Genomic DNA, 25,087 nt, shown 5'->3' with positions numbered 1-25,087 from the left:
ATGTGGGCCGAGTTGCTGCCCATCGGGCGGCACCCGGACTCCGGGGGGTACCGGCGGTACGCCTGGACCCCCGCCGACGCCGAGTGCCGGGTCTGGTTCAAGGAGCAGGCCGAGGGGCGGGGGCTGGCCTACGAGGTCGACCGGAACGGGAACCAGTGGGCGTGGCTCGGGGACCCCGCCGAAGGGGATGCCGTCGTCACCGGGTCGCATCTGGACTCCGTGCCCGACGGCGGGGCCTTCGACGGGCCGCTGGGTGTCGTCTCCGCCTTCGCCGCGCTGGACGAACTCCGGCTCAGGAACGCCACGTTCGACCGGCCCCTCGGCATCGTCAACTTCGGGGACGAGGAGGGGGCCCGGTTCGGGCTGGCCTGTGTGGGCTCGCGGCTGGCCTCCGGACAGCTCACCGTCGAGCAGGCGCACCGGCTGACCGACGGTGACGGCATCACCCTGCCCAAGGCGATGGCCGCCGCCGGCTACGACCCGGACGCCATCGGCGCCGACCCCGAACGCCTCGCCCGCATCGGCGCGTTCGTCGAGCTGCACGTCGAACAGGGCCGCGCGCTGGACCTGTCCGGCGACCAGGTCGGCATCGCCAGCTCCATCTGGCCGCACGGACGCTGGCGGTTCGACTTCCGGGGCGAGGCCAACCACGCCGGCACCACCCGGCTCGCCGACCGGCGCGACCCGATGCCGACCTACGCCGAGACCGTGCTGGCCGCCCGCCGGGAGGCCGAACTCGCCGGAGCCGTCGCCACGTTCGGCAAGATCTCCGTGGAGCCCAACGGCGTCAACGCCATCCCCTCCCTGGTGCGCGGCTGGCTGGACTCCCGCGCCCCCGGCCAGGAGGCGCTGGACGCGGTCCTCGACGGCATCACCCGGTCCGCGCGGGAGTACGCCGACGCCCACGGCATCGACCTGGACGTGACCCGGGAGTCCTTCACCCCCGTCGTGGAGTTCGACCACGCCCTGCGCGACGAACTCGGCCGCCTGCTGGGCCGGGACACCGGGCTGACCGTGCCCGTGCTGGGCACCGGCGCCGGGCACGACGCCGGGATTCTCTCCGGCGCCGTCCCGACCGCCATGCTGTTCGTGCGCAACCCCACCGGTGTCTCGCACTCCCCGGCCGAGTCCGCGACCGAGGACGACTGCGTCGCCGGGGTGCGCGCCCTCGCCGACGTACTGGAAGGACTGACCCGCAGGTGACCCAGGGAACCTACTGGCTGGAGCACGCCTGGCTCGGCGGCACCGTCGAGCCGGGGGTGCTCGTCGAGGTCGCGGACGGCCGTGTCGGCGCCGTCCGCACCGGCACGCCCGCCCCGCCGCCCGGCGCCGAGGTCCTGCGCGGCCTCACCCTGCCCGGCCTCGCCAACGCGCACAGCCACGCCTTCCACCGGGCCCTGCGCGGCACGGTCCAGGTCGGCTCCGGGACCTTCTGGACCTGGCGCGAGGTGATGTACTCCGTCGCCGACCGGCTGGCCCCGGACAGCTACCACGCCCTCGCCCGCGCGGTGTACGCCGAGATGGCGCTGGCCGGGATCACCTGCGTGGGGGAGTTCCACTACCTCCACCACGCCCCCGGCGGCACGCCCTACGCCGATCCCAACGTCATGGGCGAGGCCCTGATCGAGGCCGCCGCCGAGGCCGGCGTCCGCATCACCCTCCTGGACACCGCGTACCTCTCGGCGGGCTTCGGCGAGCCCCCCGGCCACCACCAGCTCCGCTTCTCCGACGGCACCGCCGACGCCTGGGCCGAACGCTGTTCAGTTCTCAAGGAACAGGATCACGCGCGGATCGGCGCGGCCGTCCACTCCGTACGGGCCGTGCCCGCCGCCCAGTTGGCGACCGTCGCGGGCTGGGCCGAGGAGCGGCGGGCCCCGCTGCACGTCCACCTCTCCGAGCAGACCGCCGAGAACGACGCCTGCCTCGCCGCGCACGGCGTCACCCCGGCCCGGCTGCTCGCCGAGCACGGCGTGCTCGGACCGCGCACCACCGGTGTGCACAACACCCATCTGACCGGCGAGGACATCGCCCTGCTCGGCGGCTCGGGCACCGGCACCTGCATGTGCCCCACCACCGAGCGCGACCTGGCCGACGGCATCGGACCCGCCGTCGCCCTGCAGAGCGCGGGCTCCCCGCTCTCGCTCGGCTCCGACAGCCACGCCGTCATCGACCTGCTCGAAGAGGCGCGCGCGATGGAGCTGGACGAGCGGCTGCGCACCCGCACCCGGGGCCACTGGACCGCGGCCGCGCTGCTGCGCGCCGCCACCGAGGACGGCCACGCGGCACTCGGCTGGCAGGAGGCGGGCGCCATCGAGCCGGGACGCCTGGCCGACTTCACGACCATCGCCCTCGACTCCGTCAGGACGGCCGGACCGCCGCCCCGGCTCGGCGCCGAGACGGCCGTATTCGCGGCGAGCGCGGCGGACGTCCGGCACACGGTCGTGGGCGGCCGCCAGGTCGTACGGGACGGGGCGCACACGCTCGTACCCGATGTGCCCGCCGCCCTGGCCGACGCGATCGGCGCCCTGCGCGACTGACCCCCACCGGATCCCCTACCGGCACCCCTGAGGACACCGAGCACACCATGAGCAGCAGCACCGCCATCATCAACATCGCCACGCTGGTCACCAACGACCCCTCCCTCGGTGACGGTTCCCCTCTCGGACTGATCCAGGACGCGGCCCTGGTCATCGACGGCGAACGCGTCGTGTGGGCCGGTGAGTCAAGCAGAGCACCCGCCACTGACAATCGCCTCGACGCCGGTGGAAAGGCGGTCCTGCCGGGCTTCGTGGACTCCCACTCGCACCTGGTCTTCGCCGGGGACCGCACCGCCGAGTTCAACGCCCGCATGTCCGGTCGCGCCTACAGCGCCGGCGGCATCCGCACCACGGTCGCCGCCACCCGCGCCGCCTCCGACGCGGAACTGGAGGCGAACCTCGCCCGCCACCTGGCCGAGGCGCTCCGCCAGGGCACCACCACGATGGAGACCAAGTCCGGCTACGGCCTCACCGTCGAGGACGAGTCCCGCGCCCTGCGCCTCGCGGCCGCCCACACCGACGAGGTGACCTACCTGGGCGCCCACATCGTCGCCCCCGAACTCGCCGAGGACCCGGCCGCGTACGTCGCCCTGGTGACCGGGGAGATGCTGGACGCCTGCGCCCCGCACGCCCGTTGGATCGACGTGTTCTGCGAGAAGGGCGCCTTCGACGGCGACCAGGCCCGCGCCATCCTCACCGCCGGCCGTGCCAAGGGCCTGCACCCGCGCATTCACGCCAACCAGCTCTCCTACGGTCCCGGCGTCCAGCTGGCCGTCGAACTGGACGCGGCCAGCGCGGATCACTGCACCCACCTCACGGACGCCGACGTGGACGCCCTGGCCAGTGGCGACACGGTCGCCACGCTGCTGCCCGGCGCCGAGTTCTCCACCCGCGCCGAGTGGCCGAACGCGCGCCGGCTGCTGGACGCGGGGGCCACGGTGGCGCTGTCCACGGACTGCAACCCCGGCTCGTCGTACACCTCGTCCGTGCCGTTCTGCGTGGCGCTGGCGGTGCGGGACATGGGGATGACCCCGGACGAGGCCGTGTGGGCCGCCACGGCGGGCGGAGCGGCCGCGCTGCGCCGGACCGACGTGGGGCGGCTCACCCCCGGCAGCCGGGCCGACCTGGTGCTGCTGGACGCCCCGAGCCATGTCCACCTGGCCTACCGCCCCGGCGTGCCCCTGGTCGAAGGGGTGTGGCGAGCGGGAGTCCGCGTGGCCTGAAACACGCGGAGAGACGACAGAAGGCGGCCCGGCATCCTCAGCCGGGCCGCCTCACGCGTGCGGGAAAGGTCCGCCTTCCGGCGGCGCCCACCGTCACTCGTCCAGCGTGAGTCCCTTGCGCAGGCGCGACAACGTACGGGACAGCAGCCGGGAGACGTGCATCTGGGAGATGCCCAGCTCCTCGCCGATCTCGGACTGGGTCAGACCCGCCACGAAGCGCAGGGAGAGGATCTTCCGGTCGCGGGGCGCCAGTTCGGCGATGAGGGGCTTCAACGACTCGACGTACTCGATGCCTTCGAGCCCGTGGTCCTCGTACCCGATGCGGTCCGCGAGGGCGCCCTCGGTGTCGTCGTCGGCGGGCTGGGCGTCCAGGGAGGAGGCGGTGTAGGCGTTCGAGGCGGCCATGCCCTCGACGACCTCCTCGTGGGAGAGCCCGAGGCGCTCGGCCAGTTCCGCGACGGTGGGGGCGCGGTCCAGCCGCTGGGCCAGCTCGTCCCCGGCCTTGGCCAGGTCGAGCCGCAGCTCCTGCAGGCGGCGCGGGACGCGCACGGACCACGAGGTGTCACGGAAGAAGCGCTTGATCTCGCCGATGATGGTCGGCATCGCGAAGGTCGGGAACTCGACCCCGCGCGACATCTCGAAGCGGTCGATCGCCTTGATCAGGCCGACCGTGCCGACCTGGACGATGTCCTCCATCGGCTCGCTGCGGGAGCGGAACCGGGAGGCGGCGAACTTCACCAGCGCCAGATTCAGTTCGACGAGGGTGTTGCGGACGTACGAGTACTCGTACGTGCCCTCCTCCAGCGACTCCAGGCGCTCGAAGAGCGTCTTGGACAGGGCTCGCGCGTCCACCGGGCCGACCTCGTCGAAGGGCGGGATCTCGGGGAGCCCCGCCAGGGGGTCGAGAGGGTCGATGGTGTGGTCCAGCTTTTCCGGTGGGGGTGTCGACGTCGCTTTGTGGGTAGGCGACCCGTCGAGCCGGGCTGACATGGGTGTCCTCCATCGTTCTCGGCATATGGCTGCCGAAGCCGATACGTGTGCACTGCGGTGTGCGGCGCCTCCGAGGCCGGCGTGTAGGGATGTGTGTCGTACTAGCCCTACCTGCTTCGGTGAGCTGGTCGCAAGTGTCACTTGTGGTGATATGCCCGTTTCTGGGGGGTTGTTCGGGTGTCGAAGTGTGGCTGGAAGGCGTAATGTTCGAGGGCATCAGCAGCCAAGACCTCGGGAGAGAGACGGCATGGACCACGGGACGGTCGGCAGCGCACAGTCGGGCCGGCTTCTGGTGGAGGTGCGGGAAGAGGGTTCCAGCGCCGTAGTGACACCGGCGGGTGAACTCGATCACCACACCGCCGATCTACTGCGCGAACCGCTCGACGACCTCCTGGAGAAGGGCTTCTCACGACTTGTCGTGGACTGCTCGCGGCTGGAGTTCTGCGACTCGACAGGACTGAACGTGCTGCTGGGGGCCCGTCTGAAGGCGGACGCCGCCGGCGGTGGCGTGCACCTCGCGGGCATGCTGCCCGTAGTCGCACGCGTATTCGAGATCACGGGAGCCGAGGCGGTCTTCACCGTCCACGACTCCGTAGAGGCCGCCCTCGCGGGCGAGACCGGCTGAGTCGCCCCGCAACCCCCTCCAGGCCCCCGCTCGCGAGCGTCGGGTGAATGAAGGAGTGTTCCGGGGGATCAGTCGGGCAGGAGACATCTGAAACCTTTCGGCAGCCCCGCCGCCGAACCCGCTCCGGGAACCGGGGAAGGGGTCCGGCGCGACGTATGAGGCGAGGGGCGGACGCCGAAGGTGACGGAGGCAGCACGCGGACACCGGACGGACGGTGAACCGTCCGTCCGGGACCGAACGGAGTCGGACTTTTGAATCGTGTACTGGTGGATCGGTGAGGTGAAGCGCTGATGAGCACCACCCGGCCCTACTCGCCGGGCGACGGTGGCCCGGAGCCGAGCGGCGCTTCCGGCATGCCCGCGGGAGACGCGACGGCGCCGGAGTCGGCCTTGAGCGCCGCCCTGCCCGTCGCTCCCTCCGAGGCCGCGCCGGAGGCGAGGGGACGACAGGTCCGCAGGCTCGGCCTGGACGGAGAGAGCGGGGTGGTCCCGCTCGCCCGTGACTTCACCCGCCAGGCGCTGTACGAGTGGGGCTGGCTGCCCGCCTCGGGCGCCGAGCAGCGGGCCGCGGCCGAGGACGTGCTCCTCGTCGTCTCGGAGCTGGTCACCAACGCCTGCCTGCACGCCGACGGCCCGGACGAGCTGGTCCTGTCCTGCGACCGCAAGGTGATCCGTCTCGAGGTCACCGACCGCGGCGCCGGCCAGCCCGCCCCCCGCACCCCGCACCAGGCCGGCCGCCCCGGCGGCCACGGCATGTTCATCGTCCAGCGCCTCAGCCTCGACTGGGGCGTCGTACGCACCCCCGACGAATCCGGCAAGACGGTCTGGGCAGAACTGGCCGCCCCCGCCTGAGCCCGCGACACACCGTCGGGCTTGCCCCAAGATCAACTTGTGCATATCGTCCTGGCTGCCCGCTATGACCGGCGGGTACGCACTGCCTGCCGGGGGCGGGCGGGCCGGACCTTCGGCTCCTGTTCCCTCGCGTTCGGCGGGGGAACAGGGGAATGAATGATCTGGGGGAAGAGGGTGGCGGGCGGAGCGCTCGCCATCACGCTCATGAGCGCCGGGCTTGGCCTGGGCGCCGCGGGCACGGCGGAAGCGGCCGGGGCCCGGTACAAGTGCAAGGCGGAAGTGCACCTGGACCTCGGCCGGCCCAAGGCGACGTCGTCCTGCAAGAAGTCCGCTTCCGGCAAGAAGGTGACCAAGCACCGGGTCAAGCTGGTGTGCGACGTCATCCGTGGCCGGGGCAATCCGCACGAGATCCCGTGGTACCTGTGGGGCCCGTGGGTGAAGCCGGGGCAGAAGTCCACCGTCATGTGCGGGTTCAGCAGCTTCACCCGCTCCTGGTCCGTCGAGACCAAGTGACGCGGACACGGACATGACGAAGGCCGCCGCACCCTCCGAGGTGCGGCGGCCTTCGCCTTTGTGTCCTGCGTGCCTCAGTTCACGTCGCCCATCAGCGACTTGACCTTGCGGCGGTACATCCACACCGCGAATCCGGCGAGGGCCGCGAGGATCGCCTCCCCGAGGACGGCACCCGTGCCACCGAGGTCCACGTCGGCGATGGCCGGGTTGGAGAGCAGGCTGGTGATGGAGTCACCTGCGGTCACCGCGAGGAACCACACGCCCATCATCTGGCTGGCGTACTTGGCCGGAGCCATCTTCGTCGTCACCGACAGGCCCACCGGGGACAGGCACAGTTCGCCCACGGTCTGGATGAAGTAGATGCCGACCAGCCACATCGGGCTCACAGCGGTGCCGTTCGCCGCCATGCCCAGCGGGATCAGGAAGAAGAAGAACGAGACCCCGATCAGGACCAGACCCATCGAGAACTTGACGATGGTGCTGGGCTCCTTGCCCTTGCGGTTGAGCCACACCCACACGAAGGCGAACACAGGGGCCAGGGCCATGATGAACAGCGCGTTCACCGACTGGTACCAGGAGGACGGGAAGTCGAAGCCGAACATCATGTTCGACGCCTTGCCCTCACCGAAGGCCTGCACCGTGGAGGCGCCCTGGTCGTAGATCATCCAGAACACGGCGGCCGCGACGAAGAACCAGATGTAGCCGGTCATCTTGGACTGCTCAAGGGACGACAGCTCCTTGTCGCGCTTGATGCGCAGCAGCACGCCCGCGGGGATGACCAGACCGATGATCGTCAGCGGGATCATCGCCCAGTTCATGGTGAAGTGGCCGGTGCCGCCGACGACGCCGTAGAACACCACCGCGGCCAGCAGCCAGCCGAGGCCCTTGCGCAGCCAGGAGGTCCGCTCCTCGGAGCTCAGCGGCTTCGGGACGACGTTGCTGACCGGGTTCAGGTGCCGCGTACCCAGCAGGAAGGACGCGAGACCGATGCCCATGCCGACCGCGGCCAGGCCGAAGCCGAGGTGCCAGTTGACCTTCTGACCGACGGTGCCGATCACCAGGGGAGCGAAGAACGCGCCCATGTTGATGCCCATGTAGAAGATCGTGAAGCCACCGTCACGGCGCGGGTCGTCCGGACCGTTGTACAGGTGGCCGACCATCGTGGAGATGTTGGCCTTGAGCAGGCCCGAACCGGCCGCGACCAGCGCGAGACCGGCGAAGAACGGGGCCTGGCCGCCGGGGAGTGCGAGCACGAGGTGACCGCACATGATCGTGACGGCCGCGATGGCCACCGTCTTGCGCGGACCCCAGACCCGGTCACCGAGCCAGCCGCCGGGCATGGCGAGCAGGTACACCATCGCCGAGTAGACGGAGACGATCACCGTGGTGGTGGCCACGTCCATCGCCAGGCCGCCGCCCATGCTGCCCTTGCCGGCGCCGGGGCCGCCGGAAAGCAGATAGACGGTGAGCAGGGCCTTCATGCCGTAGTAGGAGAACCGCTCCCACATCTCGGTCATGAAGAGAGTGGCCAAGCCGCGGGGGTGGCCGAAGAAGGTCTTGTCGGTGCCCGGGGTCTCCGGGCGGACCGAGTCCTTCGTCAGGCTGGACGCCATGGTCGTTCCTTGCTGGTCGGGACGCGCGATGGAGCGCTGCGCGCCCGGTGGGGGGTGCGGCCGGCACCGGCAGGGTCGGGCGTCCACCCCCACGCCCTGGGGGTTCCCGCATCGAAGACATCGAAGGCGTCGAAGCCATCTGAGGCGGTGGACGGCGACCACCGGGATCCACGCTCCTACGCGTCACTGCGTACGGAGCCCGGCCAGAGGTCATTCCTTTCAAGGCTGAGCGGAGTCAGCCCGCACAGAAAGGGAGACCCTCGGCGTCATGTGCCCGCCAAAAGGCCCCCGGTGTGCTACAGGCGTTCAGGTCACCATACGGCAGGACACTGCCGGATATGGAAGGACTTGAGACACGGATCACAGGGTTCCGGGGAACCGCGCGACCTGTTTCCAAGGTGTCTTCCACGATCGCATCGCGCCGTCGCTGGTTTGTACATGCAGGGTACAAAGGTAAGAGCACTGCTGCCGACCACACACCGGCCGTACGCGCGGGCGGTCTACCATCACCTCATGACCCGTGTACTGCTCGCCGAGGACGACGCGTCCATCTCGGAGCCGCTGGCCCGCGCCCTGCGCCGGGAAGGTTACGAGGTCGAGGTGCGCGAGGACGGCCCCAGCGCGCTCGACGCCGGGCTCCAGGGCGGGGTCGATCTCGTCGTGCTGGACCTCGGACTGCCCGGCATGGACGGCCTGGAGGTCGCCCGTCGGCTGCGTGCCGACGGCCACACCGTGCCGATCCTCATCCTGACCGCGCGCGCCGACGAGGTGGACACCGTCGTCGGGCTCGACGCGGGTGCCGACGACTACGTCACCAAGCCCTTCCGCCTCGCCGAGCTGCTGGCCCGGGTCCGGGCCCTGCTGCGGCGCGGCTCGGCCGAGCCCCAGCAGCCGCCGGCCACCCACGGGGTGCGGATCGACGTCGAGTCGCACCGGGCCTGGATGGGCGAGGAGGAACTCCAGCTCACCGCCAAGGAGTTCGACCTGCTGCGGGTGCTGGTGCGGGACGCCGGCCGCGTGGTCACCAGGGACCAGCTGATGCGGGAGGTGTGGGACACGACCTGGTGGTCCTCCACCAAGACCCTCGACATGCACATCTCCTGGCTCCGCAAGAAGCTCGGTGACGACGCGGCGAACCCCCGGTACATCGCCACGGTGCGCGGTGTGGGCTTCCGCTTCGAGAAGAGCTGAGTCCCACCCTGTGCGTCGCCGTCTCATTCAGTCCACGCTCGCCGTCGTGCTGGTGGTGATCGCCGTCTTCGGGGTCTCACTGGTGATCGTGGAGACCCGGACGATCAGCAACAGCGCCCAGGAGCGGGTGGAGTCCGAGGCGGTCCGGCTGGCCAGCATCGTGGACAGCCGCATCCTCGCCGCCGAGAACGTCAACGCCGACGTGCTGCGCAACCCGGTCAGCAAGACCCAGTACGCGGTGATCCGGATGCCCGGCCGGGCCCCGATCGAGATCGGCAGCAAGCCCGAGGGCGACGTCATCCACTCCACGCAGCACGGCGAGGAGGGCGAGACGGTCACCGTGCAGGAGCCCCGCTCCGCCGTGACCCGCGAGGTCGGCCGCACCCTGCTGATCATCGGCCTGGTCGCGCTGCTCGCCGTGATCGCCGCCGTACTGCTCGCGGTACGCCAGGCCAACCGGCTCGCCTCCCCGCTCACCGACCTCGCCGAGACCGCCGAACGCCTCGGCTCCGGCGACCCCCGCCCCCGGCACAAGCGGTACGGCGTCCCCGAGCTGGACCGGGTCGCCGATGTGCTGGACTCCTCCGCCGAGCGGATCGGCCGCATGCTGACCGCCGAACGGCGCCTCGCGGCCGACGCCTCGCACCAGCTCCGTACGCCGCTGACCGCGCTGTCCATGCGGCTGGAGGAGATCACCCTCACCGACGACCCGGACACGGTGAAGGAGGAGGCGACCATCGCGCTGACTCAGGTGGAGCGGCTGACCGACGTGGTGGAGCGGCTGCTGACCAACTCGCGGGACCCCCGTACCGGCTCCGCCGTCACCTTCGACCTCGACGAGGTCATCCAGCAGCAGCTCGCCGAGTGGCGCCCGGCCTACCGCAGCGCCGGCCGGGCCATCGTCAACTCCGGCAAGCGGCATCTGACGGCGGTCGGCACGCCCGGCGCGGTCGCGCAGGTGCTGGCCGCGCTGATCGAGAACTCGTTGATGCACGGCGGCGGCACGGTCGCCCTGCGCACCCGGGTCACCGGCAACCAGGCCGTGATCGAGGTCACCGACGAGGGCCCCGGGGTCCCCGCCGACCTCGGCGCGCGGATCTTCGAGCGGACCATCAGCGGCCGCAACTCCACCGGTATCGGCCTCGCCGTCGCCCGCGACCTCGCCGAGGCCGACGGCGGCCGCCTGGAGCTGCTCCAGACCCACCCGCCGGTCTTCGGCCTGTTCCTGTCCCGCACCGCCCCCGCGCACAAGGGCGACGAGCCCACGGTCCGCTAGCGGACTAGCGGACCCGCTCGGAGCTGTCCGGCTCGTGCCGGGCCACCGGGTCCTTGCCCGCCTCGCTGGGCAGCGCGCGGAACACCCACGTGCGGTACGACCAGAAGCGGAACAGCGTGGCCACGCCGATGCCGACGAACTTGAAGACGTTGCTCTGCAGCGGGGTGTCCCAGCCGAACCCGTAGGTGGCGAGGTACAGCACCCCGTTCTCGATCACCAGGCCGATCACGCTGAACACCAGGAACAGCATCAGCTCGCGCGGGCGGCCGCCCCGGTCGCGGTCCCGGTACGTCCAGTAGCGGAAGCCCAGGTAGTTGAAGACGATGGCCACGATGGTGGCGATGATGCTGGCCCGGACCACGGGCAGATCGGACACGTGCCGGACCAGGTTGAACACACCGAGGTTGACCAGGACCCCGGCTCCTCCGACCGCACCGAACTTGGCCACCTCACGGGCGAGCCGTTGCAGCCCCGAGGAACGACGTTCCATGGCTGTGCAGCTCCCGTCCATAGGTTCTTCTCGGCCCCGCCATGCTATCCACGCGATCCGCCCCATGTCCGCGCGCCGGGCCCCGGCGGGGAAACGGGTCGGCAAGAGGCGGGCAAGGGCCCGGTAAGAGATGCGCGCGGGCAGTCCGGGACGGCGGCCGTCGGGCCGGTCCGCGCGGCCGATACGCTAGGGGGGTGACGTTCCCGGTAGTCGGCATGGTCGGCGGGGGGCAGCTCGCGCGTATGACGCACGAGGCGGGCATCCCGTTGGGCATCAGGTTCAAGCTCCTCAGTGACACTCCCCAGGATTCCGCGGCGCAGGTCGTGAGCGATGTCGTCATCGGCGACTACCGCGACCTCGACACGCTGCGTGAGTTCGCGCGCGGCTGTGACGTGATCACCTTCGATCACGAGCACGTGCCGACCGAGCACCTCAAGGCCCTGGAGGCGGACGGCATCCCCGTCCGGCCGGGGCCCGACGCGCTCGTGCACGCCCAGGACAAGGGTGTGATGCGCGCGAAGCTCACGGAGATCGGCGTGCCCTGCCCGCGCCACCGCATCGTGCGCGACCCGGCCGACGTGGCCGCGTTCGCCGCCGAGCTCGAAAGGGGCGGGCACGAAGTGCCCTCCGGCAAGGGCGGTGGTGGGCGACGGGCGGGCGGCTTCCCCGTCGTCCTGAAGACGGTGCGCGGCGGCTACGACGGCAAGGGCGTGTGGGTCGTCGACTCCGAGGCCGAGGCCGCCGAGCCCTTCCGGGCGGGCGTGCCGGTGCTGGCTGAGGAGAAGGTCGATTACGTACGTGAGCTGGCCGCCAACGTGGTCCGCTCCCCGCACGGCCAGGCCGTCGCCTACCCGGTGGTGGAGTCCCGGCAGGTCGCCGGGGTCTGCGACACCGTGATCGCGCCCGCGCCCGAGCTGGACGAGCCCCTCGCGCTGCACGCCGAGCGGATGGCGCTCAGCATCGCCAAGGAGCTGGGTGTCGTCGGGCACCTCGCCGTGGAGCTGTTCGAGACCCGCGACGGCCGGATTCTGGTCAACGAGCTGGCGATGCGGCCGCACAACTCCGGCCACTGGTCGATGGACGGCGCGATCACCTCGCAGTTCGCCAACCACGTCCGCGCGGTCCTCGACCTCCCCCTCGGCGACCCGCGTCCGCGCGCGCCCTGGACGGTCATGGTCAACGTGCTCGGCGGCGACTACCCGGACATGTACTCCGCGTACCTCCACTGCATGGCCCGCGACCCCCAGCTCAAGATCCACATGTATGGCAAGGACGTCAAACCCGGCCGCAAGGTGGGGCACGTCAACACCTACGGCGACGACCTGGACGACGTGCTGGAGCGCGCCCGTCACGCAGCCGGCTACCTGAAGGGCACGATCACCGAATGAGCCCCGTTGTTGGCATCGTCATGGGGTCGGACTCCGACTGGCCCGTCATGGAGGCCGCCGCCAAGGCCCTCGACGAGTTCGAGATCCCCTACGAGGTGGACGTCGTCTCCGCGCACCGGATGCCGCGCGAGATGGTCGCGTACGGGGAGCATGCCGCCGAGCGCGGGCTGAAGGCGATCATCGCGGGCGCGGGCGGCGCCGCCCACCTGCCCGGCATGCTCGCCTCGGTGACGCCGCTGCCGGTCATCGGCGTGCCGGTGCCGCTGAAGTACCTGGACGGCATGGACTCGCTGCTCTCCATCGTGCAGATGCCGGCCGGGGTGCCGGTCGCCACCGTCTCCGTCGGCGGCGCGCGCAACGCCGGTCTGCTGGCCGCCCGGATGCTCGCCGCGCACGACGAGGACCTGCTCCAGCGCATGCGCGACTTCCAGCAGGAGCTGAACGACCAGGCCACCGAGAAGGGCAAGCGGCTGCGCGCCAAGGTCGAGGGCTCGGCCGGCTTCGGATTCGGAAAGTAGGGCCGGGATGACTCCGCTGGACCAGGCCCGCGCGCTGCTGCGGGAGTTCCCCGTCGTCGACGGGCACAACGACCTGCCGTGGGCGCTGCGGGAGCAGGTCGCCTACGACCTGGGCGCGCGGGACATCGCCGGGGACCAGGGCGCGCATCTGCACACCGACCTGCCGCGGCTGCGTGAGGGTGGCGTCGGGGCGCAGTACTGGTCGGTGTACGTCCGCTCGGACCTGCCCGACGCGGTGCCGGCCACGCTGGAGCAGATCGACTGCGTCACGCGGCTGATCGAGCGGTACCCGGCCGAGCTGGCGCCCGCGCTGACGGCGGCCGACATGGAGGCGGCCCGTGCCGCCGGGCGGATCGCCTCGCTGATGGGGGCCGAGGGCGGCCACTCCATCGCCAACTCCCTCGGCACGCTGCGGGGGTTGTACGCGCTGGGCGTGCGGTACATGACGCTCACCCACAACGACAACGTGGACTGGGCGGACTCCGCGACCGACGAGCCCAGGGCCGGGGGCCTGACCGCGTTCGGCCGTGAGGTCGTCCGTGAGATGAACCGGCTCGGCATGCTGGTCGACCTCTCCCACGTCGCCGCGACGACGATGCGGGACGCGCTGGACACCACCTCGGCACCGGTGATCTTCTCGCACTCCTCCTCGCGTGCCGTCTGCGACCACCCGCGCAACATCCCGGACGACGTGCTGGAGCGGCTGCCCGCCAACGGCGGCATGGCGATGGTGACCTTCGTGCCGAAGTTCGTCCTCCAGGCCGCCGTGGACTGGACGGCCGCCGCCGACGACAACATGCGCGCGCACGGCCTGCACCACCTCGACACCAGCGAGGCGGGCATGAAGGTCCACCGGGAGTTCGAGGAGCGCCACCCGCGCCCGGTCGCCACCGTCTCCACGGTCGCCGACCACCTCGACCACATGCGCGAGGTCGCCGGCATCGACCACCTCGGCATCGGCGGCGACTACGACGGCACCGCCTTCACCCCGGACGGCCTGAACGACGTCTCCGGCTACCCGAACCTCATCGCGGAGCTGCTGGACCGCGGCTGGTCCAAGCCGGACCTCGCCAAGCTGACCTGGCAGAACGCGGTCCGCGTCCTGGGCGCGGCGGAGGACGTCGCCCGCGAGGAGCGCGCCGCCCGGCCCGCGTCGCACGCGACCATCGAGTCGCTGGACGGTTAGCCGTCGAGGGCGGGGTAGTCGGTGTAGCCGTCGGCCCCGCCCACGTACATCAGGTACCGCTCGCGCAGCGGGTTGAGCGGGGCGCCCACGCGCAGCCGGGCCGCCAGGTCCGGGTTGGCGATGTAGGGGCGGCCGAGGGCGACCAGGTCCGCGCCGGAGGCCAGCATCTCCCGCGCCGCCCGCGCGACCGCCTCGGTGGTGAGATCCGTCAGCACCGGGTTGCCGATCAGCGTGCCGGGCCAGTCGGCGCGCAGCCGCCGGTACAGCGCGTCGGCGGGGTCGGCGCGGACCACGTGCAGATAGGCGAGGCCCAGATCCCGCAGGCGGTGCACGAGGGCCGGGTACAGGTCGGCGGTGTCGTCCTCCTGGATGCCGTTGACCGTGCCGCCCGGCGAGATCCGCAGCCCCGTCCGCCCGGCGCCGATCGCGTCGGCCACCGCCTCGGTCACCTCCACCGTGAAGCGCACCCGCTGCTCGGGCGGGCCACCGTAGGCGTCGGTGCGGCGGTTGGTGTTCCCGGCGAGGAACTGGTGCAGCAGGTGCCCGTTGGCCGAGTGCACCTCCACGCCCTCGAAGCCCGCGTCGACGGCCCGTCTGGCGGCGGAGGCGAAGTCGGCGACGGTGGTGCGGATGTCGTCCGGCGTCATCGCGCGGGGCACGGGAGCGGGCAGGTGTCCCTGTCGCGTGAAGATCGTCTCCGGGAGCGGTACGGCCGAGGGTGACACGGGGGTCAGGCCCGTCGTCACCGGGTGGCTGACCCGGCCGCCGTGCTGGAGCTGGAGGAACATGTGCCCGCCGGCCGCCCGTACCGCCTCGGTGACCTTGCGCCAGCCGTCGGTGTGCCGGTCGGTGTGCAGCGCGGCGATGTCCGGGTACGTCTGGCCGACCGCGTTCGGGGTCGCGGCCTCGCCGATGATGAGCCCGGCGGAGGCGCGCTGGGCGTAGTAGTCGGCCATGAGCGGGGTCGGGGTGCCGTCCGGCTCCGCGCGGTTGCGGGTGAGCGGGGCCATCAACAGGTGGTGGGGGAGGGCGAGTTGCCCGAGCCGGGCCGGGGCCAGGAAGTCCGTCATGGCCGTACCGTAGAAGCTGACACCGGTGTCAGGTTCAAGCCCCGGGGAGGCGCACATGCGGATCGGTGAACTGGCCCGGCGCACCGGCGTGAGCGAGCGGTCGCTGCGCTACTACGAGAGCCGGGGGCTGCTCGCGGCCGAGCGCACGGCGGGCGGGCACCGGGACTTCCCGGAGGCCGCCGTCGACCGCGTGGTCCGCATCCAGGAGCTGTACGCGGCCGGCCTGCACAGTGACCGCATCCGCCACCTCCTCCCCTGCATGCGCGACCAGGACGGCGGCCCCTCCGCCCGTGCCACCCCCCGCCTCCTCGCCGACCTCACCGAGGAACGCACCCGCATAGACCGCCTGATCACCGACCTCCACCGCACCAGGGACACCCTGGACGAGGTCATCGAGGCGGCGGGGGGCGAGTGACGCCCATCGCGGTGCGCTGTGGTACCGGAAGGCGGTACATATGAAGTACCGGTTCTCGGTACCGCCAGGAAGGGCGACGGGCCATGACCATAAGCGCCAGTGAGGCACGTCGGGATCTGTTTCCCCTGATCAAGCGCGTCAACGACGATCACGAACCGGTCCGTGTCAGCTCGCGTGGCGGAGATGCCGTCCTGATGTCGGCCGAGGACTACGAGTCCTGGCAGGAGACGGTGTATCTGCTGCGTTCACCGGCGAACGCCCGGCGCCTGATGGAGGCGGTCGCCCGCGACAAGGCGGCGGCCGGCGCCGTCACCAAGTCGCTGGAAGAACTGCGTCAGCTGGCGGGTGAGGAGTGAGGAGCGTCCACTTCGACCCCGACGCATGGGAGGACTTCCTCTTCCGGCTGGCCGCCGACCGTCGGATGGCGCGCCGGATCACCCGGCTCATCGCTGAGATCCAGCGGGACCCCTTCGCCGGCATCGGCAAGCCGGAGCCGCTCAAGGCCGATCTGTCCGGCTACTGGTCCCGTCGGATCGACGACGAGCACCGGCTGGTGTACCGGGCCGACGACAAGGAAGTGAAGATCCTCAAAGCCCGGTACCACTACGGCTGATCCGCCGGGGGCGTCAGCAGGCGCAGAGGCAGAAGGGGTGGCCCGCCGGGTCGGCGTAGACGCGCCAGGTGCGGGTGGGGGCGTTCGTGTCCAGGGGTTTGGCGCCCAGGGGGAGGATCCGCTGCTCGGCCTCGTCCAGGTCGGGGACCGTGAGGTCGAGGTGGAACTGCTGGGGGGTACCGGGGGAGGGCCAGGTCGGCGGGACGTGGTCCGGGGCGCGCTGGAAGGCGAGGGTCTGGCCGGTGGGGGTGCGCAGGTCGGTCCAGTCGGCGTCGCCCTCGATCGTGCCGCCCAGGATCTCGGCGTAGAAACCGGCCAGGGCCCGGGGGTCGGGACAGTCCAGGACGATCGCGCCCAGCTCGGCGAGAGCCATGATGTGCTCCTCGGTTACTAGTAAAGCTCGGTTACCGGTAACGGTTACCTCATGGTCCCGCATGGGGGGTAACGTCGCAAGCATGAGTGAGAGATCGGCCGCGCCGGGCGGCCTCGCCCTGGTGGAGTGGCTGGTGAACACCTTGGACATCGAGGTCGGCCGCGACGCGCTCGACACCGAGGAGGGCCGCGCCGACCTCGGGATCGCGGACGACGAGCTGGACACCGCCCGCGCGCTGCGCGAGTCGCTGCGCGCCGCACTGCTCGCGCACGCCGGGCACCCGCCGCACGCGACGGTCCTCCCCCTCGGTGAACTCCTCGCCCACGCACCGCTGTTGGTCACCGTGGACGACACCGACGGCTCCGCCGCGCTCACCCCCGCCGACACCGGCCCGCTGCTCTCCCGCGTGGCCGCCGCCGTCGCCCGCGCGCTGATCGAGGGCACCTGGCAGCGGCTCAAGGCATGTGAGGCGCCCGACTGCCACTGGGCGTACTACGACCGCAGCCCCGCCGGCCGGAGCCGCTGGTGCTCGATGCGGGTGTGCGGGGCGCGCGCCAAGATGCGCCGCTACCGGGCCAAGGACAGGTAAGAGCCGGGGGGTTGTGCGGCCGCCGCCCGGCCCGGTGGTGCACAATGCGCACAGACGCCGGTTCGGCCGACTGAGCCTCGGCCGAACCGGCGTCGTACACGCGGAGCGTCAGGCGGTCGGGCGGCCCATCGCCCGGAACGTCCAGCCCGCCTCGCGCCACGGCACCGGGTCCAGCGCGTTCCGCCCGTCCAGCACGACCCGCGACGTCGCGACCTCGCCCAGCTCCGCCGGGTCCAGCTCGCGGAACTCCCGCCACTCGGTCAGGTGCAGCACCACGTCCGCGCCCCGTACCGCCTCCCGCGCCGAGTCGGCGTAGCCCAGCGTCGGGAACAGCTTGCGGGCGTTGGCCATGCCCTTCGGGTCGTACACCGTGACCTGGCCGCCCTGGAGGTGTATCTGGCCGGCCACGTTCAGCGCGGGGGAGTCCCGGACGTCGTCGGAGTCGGGCTTGAAGGTGGCCCCGAGCACCGCGACCCGCTTGCCGAGGAACGAGCCCCCGCCGAGCGCCTCCCGCGCCATCTCCACCATCTCGCCGCGCCGGCGCATGTTGATGGAGTCGATCTCGCGCAGGAAGGTGAGCGCCTGGTCCGCGCCCAGCTCACCGGCGCGCGCCATGAAGGCCCGGATGTCCTTGGGCAGGCAGCCGCCGCCGAAGCCGATCCCGGCGCGCAGGAACTTGCTTCCGATCCGCTCGTCGTGCCCGATGGCCTCGGCCAGCTTCACCACGTCGCCGTCGGCGGCCTCGCACACCTCGGCCATCGCGTTGATGAAGGAGATCTTCGTGGCGAGGAAGGAGTTCGCGGCCGTCTTCACCAGCTCGGCGGTCGGGAAGTCGGTCACCACGAACGGCGTGCCCTCGCCCAGCGGGGTCGCGTACACCTCCCGCAGCAGCTTCTCCGCCCGCTCCCCGCGCACTCCGGCCACGATCCGGTCCGGGTGCAGGGTGTCCTGGACGGCGAAGCCCTCGCGCAGGAACTCGGGGTTCCAGGCCAGCTCGGCGTCGGCCCCGGCGGGCGCGTGCTCGGCGAGGTAGGCGGCGAGCCGGTCGGCCGAGCCCACCGGCACCGTCGACTTGCCGACCACCAGCGCCGGGCGGCGCAGATGCGGGGCGAGGGAAGCGATCGCGGAGTCCACGTAGCTCATGTCGCAGGCGTACTCGCCGTGCTTCTGCGGGGTGTTCACGCAGACGAAGTGGACGTCGCCGAACTCCGCCACCTCGGCGAAGTCGGTGGTGAAGCGGAGCCGGCCGGTCGAGCCCTCGATGCCCGCGACATGCGCGCGCAGCAGTTCGTCCAGGCCGGGCTCGTACATCGGGGTCTCGCCCCGCTCCAGCATCGCGATCTTCTCGGGGACCACGTCGAGCCCCAGCACCTCGAAGCCGAGTTCGGCCATGGCCGCGGCGTGCGTGGCGCCGAGATAGCCGGTGCCGATCACGGTGATCTTGAGGCTCATGGGTGCTCCAGGCGGGGTACGTCGATGATGCGGCCCCCGAGCATAGTCGTGCCCCGGGGGGTGCCTCGTCCGGGGGAAAACTCAGGCTGTCGCCAAGCTCACCTATGCGGGCCGGGAGCGGCGCTCTAAACTTTCAGTTACTTAACGGTAATTAGCGTCAGTAAGCGTCTTTGGAGCGTGAGAGACCGTGGCCGGATCGGCTGACTTCGACCTGTACCGCCCGTCCGAGGAGCACGACATGCTCCGGGACGCCGTCCGCTCGCTGGTCGAGGCGAAGATCGCGCCGTTCGCCGCCGCGGTGGACGAGGAGGCCCGCTTCCCGCAGGAGGCGCTGGACGCGCTGGTCGCGAACGACCTGCACGCGGTCCACGTCCCCGAGGAGTTCGGCGGCGCCGGCGCCGACGCGCTCGCCACGGTCATCGTGATCGAGGAGGTGGCCCGCGCCTGCGTGTCCTCCTCGCTGATCCCGGCCGTGAACAAGCTCGGCTCCCTCCCGGTGATCCTCTCCGGCTCCACCGAGCTGAAGAAGAAGTACCTGGGCCCGCTCGCCAAGGGCGACGGCATGTTCTCGTACTGCCTCTCCGAGCCGGAGGCGGGCTCGGACGCGGCCGGCATGAAGACCAAGGCCGTGCGCGACGGCGACTTCTGGGTGCTCAACGGCGTCAAGCGCTGGATCACCAACGCGGGCGTCTCCGAGTACTACACGGTGATGGCCGTGACCGACCCCACCAAGCGCTCCAAGGGCATCTCCGCCTTCGTGGTGGAGAAGTCGGACGAGGGCGTCTCCTTCGGCGCCCCGGAGAAGAAGCTCGGCATCAAGGGCTCGCCGACCCGCGAGGTCTACTTCGACAACGTCCGCATCCCCGCCGACCGCATGATCGGCGAGGAGGGCACCGGCTTCGCCACCGCGATGAAGACGCTGGACCACACCCGCATCACCATCGCCGCCCAGGCCCTCGGTGTCGCCCAGGGCGCCCTCGACTACGCCAAGGGCTATGTCCAGGAGCGCAAGCAGTTCGGCAAGCCGATCGCGGACTTCCAGGGCATCCAGTTCATGCTGGCCGACATGGCGATGAAGATCGCCGCCGCCCGCGCCCTGACCTACCAGGCAGCTGCCGCCTCCGAGCGCGTCGACGCCGACCTCACCTTCCAGGGCGCCGCCGCCAAGTGCTTCGCCTCGGACGTGGCGATGGAGGTCACCACCGACGCCGTCCAGCTCCTCGGCGGCTACGGCTACACCCGTGACTACCCGGTCGAGCGCATGATGCGCGACGCCAAGATCACCCAGATCTACGAGGGCACCAACCAGGTCCAGCGGATCGTGATGGCCCGCAACCTGCCGAAGTAGCCGGCAACGCCGAAGGCGCCTCCCCCGGTCCAGCGGGGAAGGCGCCTTCGGCGCGTACGGGCTCAGTTGCCCGAGACCGTGACCTTCTCGTCGTTCTTCAGCTCGTCCACCAGCGTCTTCACCTTCGCCTTGTCCCAGACGAGGTTGCCGCCGACCGACCCGGAGACGGGCATGTTCAGGGACGTGCCGTCGCCGCCGTTGACGCCCTTCATCGCCCAGAACATCGAGGCCAGGTCGAACAGGCCCATGTCCTTGTCGACGCTGAGGGAGTCCAGGCCCGCGCCCATCGTCGGATAGAACTTGAAGGGGTTCAGCACGGTCGACGGGGTCGCCACCTGGTGGGCCAGCGCCGCGAGGAACTTCTGCTGGTTCTTGGTCCGCTCCAGGTCGGAGGCGGCGAAGGCGTGCCGGGTACGGACGAAGGCCAGCGCCTGCTCGCCGTTGAGGGTCTGCTCGCCGGCCTGGAAGTCGGCGCCGGAGTACTTGTCCTTGAACCCCTTGTCGATCTTGATGTCGACGCCGCCGACCGCGTCCACGATGTTGGCGAAGCCGGCGAAGCCGATCTCCACGTAGTGGTCGATGCGCAGCCCGGTGTTGTACTCCACGGTCCGGGTCAGCAGGGTCGGGCCGTCCTCGGCGTAGGTCGCGTTCAGCTTCGCGTGCCGGCCGGTGGCGGGGTAGACCTTGCCCGAGCTGGAGCCCTTGTAGGAGGGGACGACCACGTCGGAGTCGCGGGGCAGGGATATCAGGGTGTCGCCGTTGGACCCGACGTGCAGGATCATCACCGAGTCCGTGCGCTGGCCCTCGGCGGACCCCGTGTGGAGTCTCTTCTTGTCCTCGCTCGTCATGCCCTTGCGGCTGTCGGAGCCGACGATCAGGTAGTTGGTGCCCTCGCCCCCGGAGGGGCGGTCGATCACCTGGGACAGGTCGACGTCCCGGTTGAGCTTGGAGTCGGCCCAGAAGTAGGTGGCCACCGAGGTGACGACCAGCACGGCGGCCAGGGTGATCGCGCCCACCTTGATCCGGCGGCCCCAGTTGGGCGCCGGGCGGGCTGCGCGGGTACCGGCCGGGGCGCCGGGGCCACCGGGGCCGCCGCCGCCGTACACCTGGCCGGTGTTGTAGCCGCTGTCGTAGCCGTCATGGCCCTGGCCGTCGACGTACGACGGCTGCCTGGGCACACCGCCGCCGTACTGCGGCGCGGGAGCGCCGGGCGGCGGCGCGGCCGGGCGGCGTACCTGCCGCATCACACGCGGGCCTTCCGGCTGCGCACCGGCGCTGCCGCGTCCGTAGCGGGTGCCGCGCTCGTCGGACCATCCCTCGGGCCTGTCATTCATGGGCCCCAGTGTGCAGGGTGCCGACCGATGCCTTACAAGGCTTGTCGGAAAATCGGAGCACCTCTGTTGCGAACCCGACATAAATTCCGCGAAAGCCGCTTCGGCATAAGGTGGGGGACATGACAGACCAGGCGCCCGCCGCTTCTCCGGAGATTCCGGGCAAGCCCACTTCCGCTTCCCGCACCACCCTCAGCCACATCATGACCCACAACGACACCAACCTGCTGGGGACGGTGCACGGCGGTGTGATCATGAAGCTCGTCGACGACGCCGCGGGCGCCGTGGCGGGCCGCCACTCCGGCGGGCCCGCCGTCACCGCGTCCATGGACGAGATGGTCTTCCTGGAGCCGGTGCGGGTCGGCGACCTGGTGCACGTCAAGGCCCAGGTCAACTGGACCGGCCGCACCTCCATGGAGATCGGCGTACGGGTCCTCGCCGAGCGCTGGAACGAGTCCGCGCCCGCCACCCAGGTCGGCTCCGCCTACCTCGTCTTCACCGGCGTCGACGCCGACGGCAAGCCCCGCCAGGTCCCCCCGGTCCTCCCGGAGACCGAACGCGACCGCCGCCGCCACCAGGAAGCCCAGATCCGCCGCACCCACCGCCTGGCCCGCCGCCGAGCCATCCGAGAACTCCGCGAACGCCGCGCGGCGGAGGGCATCACGGACTGAACGCTCGCGCTGAGCGTGGACGGAAGACGCCGCAGCGGGTGCGCTCCGCGCGGGACTCGGGCGACCGCACCTGACGGCGGTCCCGCCCGGCTCCGCGCCGCCGCCGCCCGGGCACGCGCGCCGCGGCCGACTTTCCCCGTCCACGCCGCGCAGCGCTACGCCTGCCCCGAGCAGACCACCTCGTCCCCCCTCACCACCGGGGCGTCCGGGGCGGCGACCTCCGGGGCCTTTACCGGGTGGACGGATTTCCAGTCGGTGCCGGCTGTGACGCGGAGGACGGGGCCGAGGCCGGGGGTCGGGTGGAGCTGGGCGCCGGGGAGGGCGGTGGCGAGGGAGCGGGCGGAGCGGTCCCAGCGGGGGTCGTAGGAGATGACCGTGTGCTCGGCCGGGTGCGCGGCGGTCACCGGCTGCCGGGTGGTGGCGAAGCCGGTCGCGGCGAGGGCCGCGTCCACCTTGCGGCCGAGCCCCGCCGTACCGGTGCCGTTCTCCACCCGGACCCGGACCGCGTGCGGGTCGACCTCGACGGTCGCCGCTGCCGGGGCCTTCTTCGCCAGGTGCGCGCCGAGCGGCTTGTCGTCACGCAGGTTCGCGAACAGCTGCTCGGACTTGACCGGGTCCCACTTCAGCGTCGACCCGATGCCCTTCACGGCGAACCCCATCTGCCCGATGGGCACGGTGGTGAACTCCGAGGACGAGGGCGAGAAGTTCCGCATGGCCCGGCCGAGGTCGAGCAGCTCGTCGGTGCCGAACCCGTTGTCCGCCCGCACCGAGCCGAGCACCGCCCGCGTCACGTCCCGGAACCGCATCGGGTTGAACAGCACCCCCGAGGACGTCGCCCGCTCGATCAGCGCCGCCATGAACCGCTGCTGGCGCTGCATCCGCCCCAGGTCGCTCGCCCCGTCCACGTGCCGGGCGCGGACGTACTGCAGCGCCTGTCCGCCGCCCAGGGTGTGCGGACCCGGCGCGAGGTCGAGCCCGGTGTAGGAGTCCTTCAACGGGGTCGGGGTGCAGATCTTCACCCCGCCGAGCACGTCCACCGTCTTCATGAAGCTGGCGAAGTCGACCTCCAGATAGTGGTCGACCTTCACATGCGTCATCGCCTCCACCGTGCGCACGGTGAGCTGCGGCCCGCCCTCCGCGTACGCCGCGTTCAGCTTCATCGGGTGCGCGTGGTGCGGCGCCCCGGTGGTCTGGTCGACGTGGTCGGGCACCTCCGCGTACGAGTCGCGCGGCAGGCTCACCACACTGGCCCGCTCCCGGTCCTCCGAGATGTGCACGATCATCATCGTGTCGGTGCAGTGGCAGGGCGCGCCGCCCAGCCGGTACGCGCGCCGCTCCGCCTCGGTGATCTTGTCCCGGCCGTCCGTGCCGACCAGCAGCACGTTCATGCCGTGGCCCGCGCGGGGCCGGTTCTTCATGTCCTTGAAGGCGTCGACCCGGGCGATCCCCGAGTCCAGGCCGGCGACCACCGCGTGGCCGATCCCCGCCGAGGCGAGCACCGCCACCGACAGCGCGGTCACCGCCCGCACCGCCCAGCGCGGCCGCCGCCTGCGGGCGAGCGGAGCCCGGCGCACCTTGCCCGCGGGCCGGGGCCGGCGCGGCGGCCTGGGGGCGCCACCCGCACCCCGGACGGAGGGGGAGGGGGGCCGAGGCGGTCTGGGCAAGGGACACCTCCGGGATGCGGCCGTACGTGGGAATGTGATCACCGTAGGTCGATACGATCTCCAGCCCGCGTCGCGGCCGCGGCGGCGCGCAACGGTGTCCCCCATTCGCGGTAACGTGAGCCCCCTATGAACGCCAAGCCCGATGTGCGGAACCCCGCCGTGTCCGTGATCATGCCCGTGCTCAACGAGGAGCGGCATCTGCGCGGAGCCGTGCAAGCGATCCTCGCGCAGGAGTACGCCGGCGACATGGAGGTCGTGATCGCCCTCGGTCCCTCCACGGACCGTACGGACGAGATCGCGGCCGAGCTGGTGGCCGAGGACCCCCGCGTGGTCACGGTCCCCAACCCCACCGGCCGGACCCCCGCCGCGCTGAACGCCGCGATCAAGGCGTCCCGGCATCCCGTCGTCGTCCGCGTGGACGGCCACGGCATCCTCTCGCCGAACTACATCGCCACCGCCGTACGGCTCCTTGAGGAGACCGGCGCGCAGAACGTCGGCGGCATCATGCACGCCGAGGGCGAGAACGACTGGGAGCACGCGGTCGCCGCCGCGATGACCTCCAAGATCGGTGTCGGCAACGCCGCCTTCCACACCGGCGGCGCGGCCGCCCCCGCCGAGACGGTCTACCTCGGGGTGTTCCGCCGCGAGGCGCTGGAGCAACAGGGCGGCTACAACGAGGAGTTCATCCGCGCCCAGGACTGGGAGCTGAACTTCCGCATCCGCGAGGCGGGCGGCCTGATCTGGTTCTCGCCCGAGCTGCGGGTCTCCTACCGGCCCCGCCCGAGCATCAAGGCGCTGGCCAAGCAGTACAAGGACTACGGCCGCTGGCGGCACGTCGTCGCCCGCTACCACGAGGGCTCCATCAACCTCCGCTACCTCGCCCCGCCGGCCGCCGTGTGCGCCATCGCGGCGGGCGTGGTGGCCGGCGTGGCCGTGACCCCCTGGGGCTTCGTGATCCCGGCCGGCTACCTGGCCGCCATCGCCGCGGGCTCGATACCGGCCGGCAGGGGCCTCCCCCTCAAGGCCCGCCTCCAGATCCCGGTCGCCCTCGCCACCATGCACATGTCCTGGGGCTTCGGCTTCCTGACCAGCCCCAGGTCCCTGGCGAAGCGCGTCATCGCGTCCCGCCGCCCGGCGGTCCTCGAACCCCGGTAGTGACC

Annotated in this window: 26 protein-coding genes; 18 read left to right on the top strand and 8 right to left on the bottom strand. The window is 71.5% G+C overall.

Annotated features, from left to right (window positions below):
- From D0Z67_RS11400 to hutI, 3 genes are read left to right on the top strand one after another with little or no spacing between them, the layout of a single operon-like run.
- Positions 1–1,203 (top strand): allantoate amidohydrolase, encoded by a 1,203-nt coding sequence (locus tag D0Z67_RS11400; protein ID WP_078873787.1) that lies wholly within the window; start codon positions 1–3, stop codon positions 1,201–1,203.
- On the top strand, positions 1,200–2,537 hold the full coding sequence (locus D0Z67_RS11395) for a formimidoylglutamate deiminase (RefSeq protein ID WP_031184321.1): 1,338 nt from the start codon (positions 1,200–1,202) through the stop codon (positions 2,535–2,537). The genes D0Z67_RS11400 and D0Z67_RS11395 overlap by 4 nt, the downstream gene beginning before the upstream one ends.
- 47 nt (positions 2,538–2,584) lie before the next feature.
- Entirely contained in the window at positions 2,585–3,760 is a 1,176-nt protein-coding gene (gene hutI / locus D0Z67_RS11390; protein WP_031184322.1) for an imidazolonepropionase, read from the top strand.
- A gap of 93 nt (positions 3,761–3,853) precedes the next feature.
- Here hutI and D0Z67_RS11385 read toward each other — a convergent pair whose 3' ends face one another.
- Positions 3,854–4,750: an RNA polymerase sigma factor SigF gene (locus D0Z67_RS11385; protein WP_031184323.1), complete on the bottom strand. Its 897-nt coding sequence runs from the start codon at positions 4,748–4,750 to the stop codon at positions 3,854–3,856.
- Between the two features lie 247 nt (positions 4,751–4,997).
- Here D0Z67_RS11385 and D0Z67_RS11380 point away from each other — a divergent pair, with 247 nt between their 5' ends.
- The 3 genes from D0Z67_RS11380 to D0Z67_RS11370 all read left to right on the top strand — a co-directional run bounded on the left by D0Z67_RS11380 (position 4,998) and on the right by D0Z67_RS11370 (position 6,739).
- Positions 4,998–5,375, top strand: a complete 378-nt coding sequence (locus tag D0Z67_RS11380; protein WP_031184324.1) for an STAS domain-containing protein — start codon at positions 4,998–5,000, stop codon at positions 5,373–5,375.
- Positions 5,376–5,665: 290 nt separating this feature from the next.
- The gene (locus D0Z67_RS11375; RefSeq protein WP_031184325.1) at positions 5,666–6,226 is read left to right on the top strand and encodes an ATP-binding protein; all 561 of its coding nucleotides are present in this window, start codon (positions 5,666–5,668) and stop codon (positions 6,224–6,226) included.
- Positions 6,227–6,382: 156 nt separating this feature from the next.
- On the top strand, positions 6,383–6,739 hold the full coding sequence (locus D0Z67_RS11370) for a hypothetical protein (protein WP_031184326.1): 357 nt from the start codon (positions 6,383–6,385) through the stop codon (positions 6,737–6,739).
- A 74-nt stretch (positions 6,740–6,813) separates the two neighbouring features.
- On the opposite strand, the gene D0Z67_RS11365 is transcribed toward D0Z67_RS11370, so the two are convergent.
- Positions 6,814–8,352, bottom strand: a complete 1,539-nt coding sequence (locus D0Z67_RS11365; protein WP_031184327.1) for a peptide MFS transporter — start codon at positions 8,350–8,352, stop codon at positions 6,814–6,816.
- Between the two features lie 513 nt (positions 8,353–8,865).
- Here D0Z67_RS11365 and D0Z67_RS11360 point away from each other — a divergent pair.
- Both D0Z67_RS11360 and D0Z67_RS11355 read left to right on the top strand, forming a co-directional pair.
- A complete protein-coding gene (locus D0Z67_RS11360; protein WP_030814361.1) occupies positions 8,866–9,543 on the top strand; it encodes a response regulator transcription factor in 678 nt (225 codons plus the stop codon).
- 10 nt (positions 9,544–9,553) lie between these two features.
- A complete protein-coding gene (locus tag D0Z67_RS11355) occupies positions 9,554–10,819 on the top strand; it encodes an ATP-binding protein (protein WP_031184328.1) in 1,266 nt (421 codons plus the stop codon).
- A gap of 4 nt (positions 10,820–10,823) precedes the next feature.
- On the opposite strand, the gene D0Z67_RS11350 is transcribed toward D0Z67_RS11355, so the two are convergent.
- Positions 10,824–11,309 (bottom strand): GtrA family protein, encoded by a 486-nt coding sequence (locus tag D0Z67_RS11350; protein WP_031184329.1) that lies wholly within the window; start codon positions 11,307–11,309, stop codon positions 10,824–10,826.
- A 194-nt stretch (positions 11,310–11,503) separates the two neighbouring features.
- Between D0Z67_RS11350 and D0Z67_RS11345 the strand changes: the two genes are divergently transcribed.
- Genes D0Z67_RS11345 through D0Z67_RS11335 form a run of 3 tightly spaced genes read left to right on the top strand, consistent with a single transcriptional unit; the run spans position 11,504 to position 14,401 of the window.
- Positions 11,504–12,697, top strand: coding sequence for a 5-(carboxyamino)imidazole ribonucleotide synthase (locus D0Z67_RS11345; protein ID WP_078873777.1), 1,194 nt, complete (start codon positions 11,504–11,506; stop codon positions 12,695–12,697).
- Positions 12,694–13,215: a 5-(carboxyamino)imidazole ribonucleotide mutase gene (gene purE / locus D0Z67_RS11340; protein ID WP_078873779.1), complete on the top strand. Its 522-nt coding sequence runs from the start codon at positions 12,694–12,696 to the stop codon at positions 13,213–13,215. The genes D0Z67_RS11345 and purE overlap by 4 nt, the downstream gene beginning before the upstream one ends.
- Positions 13,216–13,222: 7 nt before the next feature.
- Entirely contained in the window at positions 13,223–14,401 is a 1,179-nt protein-coding gene (locus D0Z67_RS11335; protein ID WP_031184332.1) for a dipeptidase, read from the top strand.
- Here the strand turns inward: D0Z67_RS11335 and D0Z67_RS11330 are convergent.
- Positions 14,398–15,471, bottom strand: coding sequence for an alkene reductase (locus D0Z67_RS11330; RefSeq protein WP_031184333.1), 1,074 nt, complete (start codon positions 15,469–15,471; stop codon positions 14,398–14,400). The genes D0Z67_RS11335 and D0Z67_RS11330 overlap by 4 nt on opposite strands.
- A gap of 55 nt (positions 15,472–15,526) precedes the next feature.
- Between D0Z67_RS11330 and D0Z67_RS11325 the strand changes: the two genes are divergently transcribed.
- From D0Z67_RS11325 to D0Z67_RS11315, 3 genes are all read left to right on the top strand, one after another.
- Positions 15,527–15,886 (top strand): MerR family transcriptional regulator, encoded by a 360-nt coding sequence (locus tag D0Z67_RS11325; RefSeq protein WP_031184334.1) that lies wholly within the window; start codon positions 15,527–15,529, stop codon positions 15,884–15,886.
- Between the two features lie 83 nt (positions 15,887–15,969).
- Positions 15,970–16,242, top strand: coding sequence for a type II toxin-antitoxin system Phd/YefM family antitoxin (locus D0Z67_RS11320; RefSeq protein WP_031184335.1), 273 nt, complete (start codon positions 15,970–15,972; stop codon positions 16,240–16,242).
- Complete coding sequence (locus D0Z67_RS11315) at positions 16,239–16,499, top strand: Txe/YoeB family addiction module toxin (RefSeq protein ID WP_031184336.1); 261 nt, start codon at positions 16,239–16,241, stop codon at positions 16,497–16,499. The genes D0Z67_RS11320 and D0Z67_RS11315 overlap by 4 nt, the downstream gene beginning before the upstream one ends.
- 13 nt (positions 16,500–16,512) lie before the next feature.
- Here D0Z67_RS11315 and D0Z67_RS11310 read toward each other — a convergent pair whose 3' ends face one another.
- On the bottom strand, positions 16,513–16,872 hold the full coding sequence (locus D0Z67_RS11310; RefSeq protein ID WP_031184337.1) for a VOC family protein: 360 nt from the start codon (positions 16,870–16,872) through the stop codon (positions 16,513–16,515).
- Positions 16,873–16,954: 82 nt separating this feature from the next.
- On the opposite strand from D0Z67_RS11310, the gene D0Z67_RS11305 reads away from it, so the two are divergent.
- Positions 16,955–17,461: a CGNR zinc finger domain-containing protein gene (locus tag D0Z67_RS11305; RefSeq protein WP_031184338.1), complete on the top strand. Its 507-nt coding sequence runs from the start codon at positions 16,955–16,957 to the stop codon at positions 17,459–17,461.
- A 108-nt stretch (positions 17,462–17,569) separates the two neighbouring features.
- Here the strand turns inward: D0Z67_RS11305 and D0Z67_RS11300 are convergent, their stop codons facing one another.
- Positions 17,570–18,913 (bottom strand): UDP-glucose dehydrogenase family protein, encoded by a 1,344-nt coding sequence (locus D0Z67_RS11300; RefSeq protein ID WP_031184339.1) that lies wholly within the window; start codon positions 18,911–18,913, stop codon positions 17,570–17,572.
- Positions 18,914–19,100: 187 nt separating this feature from the next.
- Here D0Z67_RS11300 and D0Z67_RS11295 point away from each other — a divergent pair, with 187 nt between their 5' ends.
- Positions 19,101–20,261 (top strand): acyl-CoA dehydrogenase family protein, encoded by a 1,161-nt coding sequence (locus D0Z67_RS11295; RefSeq protein WP_030814394.1) that lies wholly within the window; start codon positions 19,101–19,103, stop codon positions 20,259–20,261.
- A 62-nt stretch (positions 20,262–20,323) separates the two neighbouring features.
- Here the strand turns inward: D0Z67_RS11295 and D0Z67_RS11290 are convergent, their stop codons facing one another.
- Positions 20,324–21,595 (bottom strand): LCP family protein, encoded by a 1,272-nt coding sequence (locus D0Z67_RS11290; RefSeq protein WP_031184340.1) that lies wholly within the window; start codon positions 21,593–21,595, stop codon positions 20,324–20,326.
- A 119-nt stretch (positions 21,596–21,714) separates the two neighbouring features.
- Between D0Z67_RS11290 and D0Z67_RS11285 the strand changes: the two genes are divergently transcribed.
- Positions 21,715–22,263 carry an acyl-CoA thioesterase gene (locus D0Z67_RS11285; RefSeq protein WP_031184341.1) on the top strand — a complete coding sequence of 183 codons (549 nt, stop codon included), beginning with the start codon at positions 21,715–21,717 and terminating at the stop codon, positions 22,261–22,263.
- A 155-nt stretch (positions 22,264–22,418) separates the two neighbouring features.
- On the opposite strand, the gene D0Z67_RS11280 is transcribed toward D0Z67_RS11285, so the two are convergent.
- Entirely contained in the window at positions 22,419–23,927 is a 1,509-nt protein-coding gene (locus D0Z67_RS11280) for an LCP family protein (protein WP_476726701.1), read from the bottom strand.
- 126 nt (positions 23,928–24,053) lie between these two features.
- On the opposite strand from D0Z67_RS11280, the gene D0Z67_RS11275 reads away from it, so the two are divergent.
- Complete coding sequence (locus tag D0Z67_RS11275; RefSeq protein WP_031184343.1) at positions 24,054–25,082, top strand: glycosyltransferase family 2 protein; 1,029 nt, start codon at positions 24,054–24,056, stop codon at positions 25,080–25,082.
- The last annotated feature ends 5 nt before the right edge of the window (positions 25,083–25,087 follow it).

It is taken from the genome of Streptomyces seoulensis (assembly GCF_004328625.1).
Classification (GTDB): Bacteria; Actinomycetota; Actinomycetes; order Streptomycetales; family Streptomycetaceae; genus Streptomyces; species Streptomyces seoulensis.
Note: the sequence above shows the minus strand (reverse complement) of the source record. Positions and strands in the feature narration are given on the sequence as shown.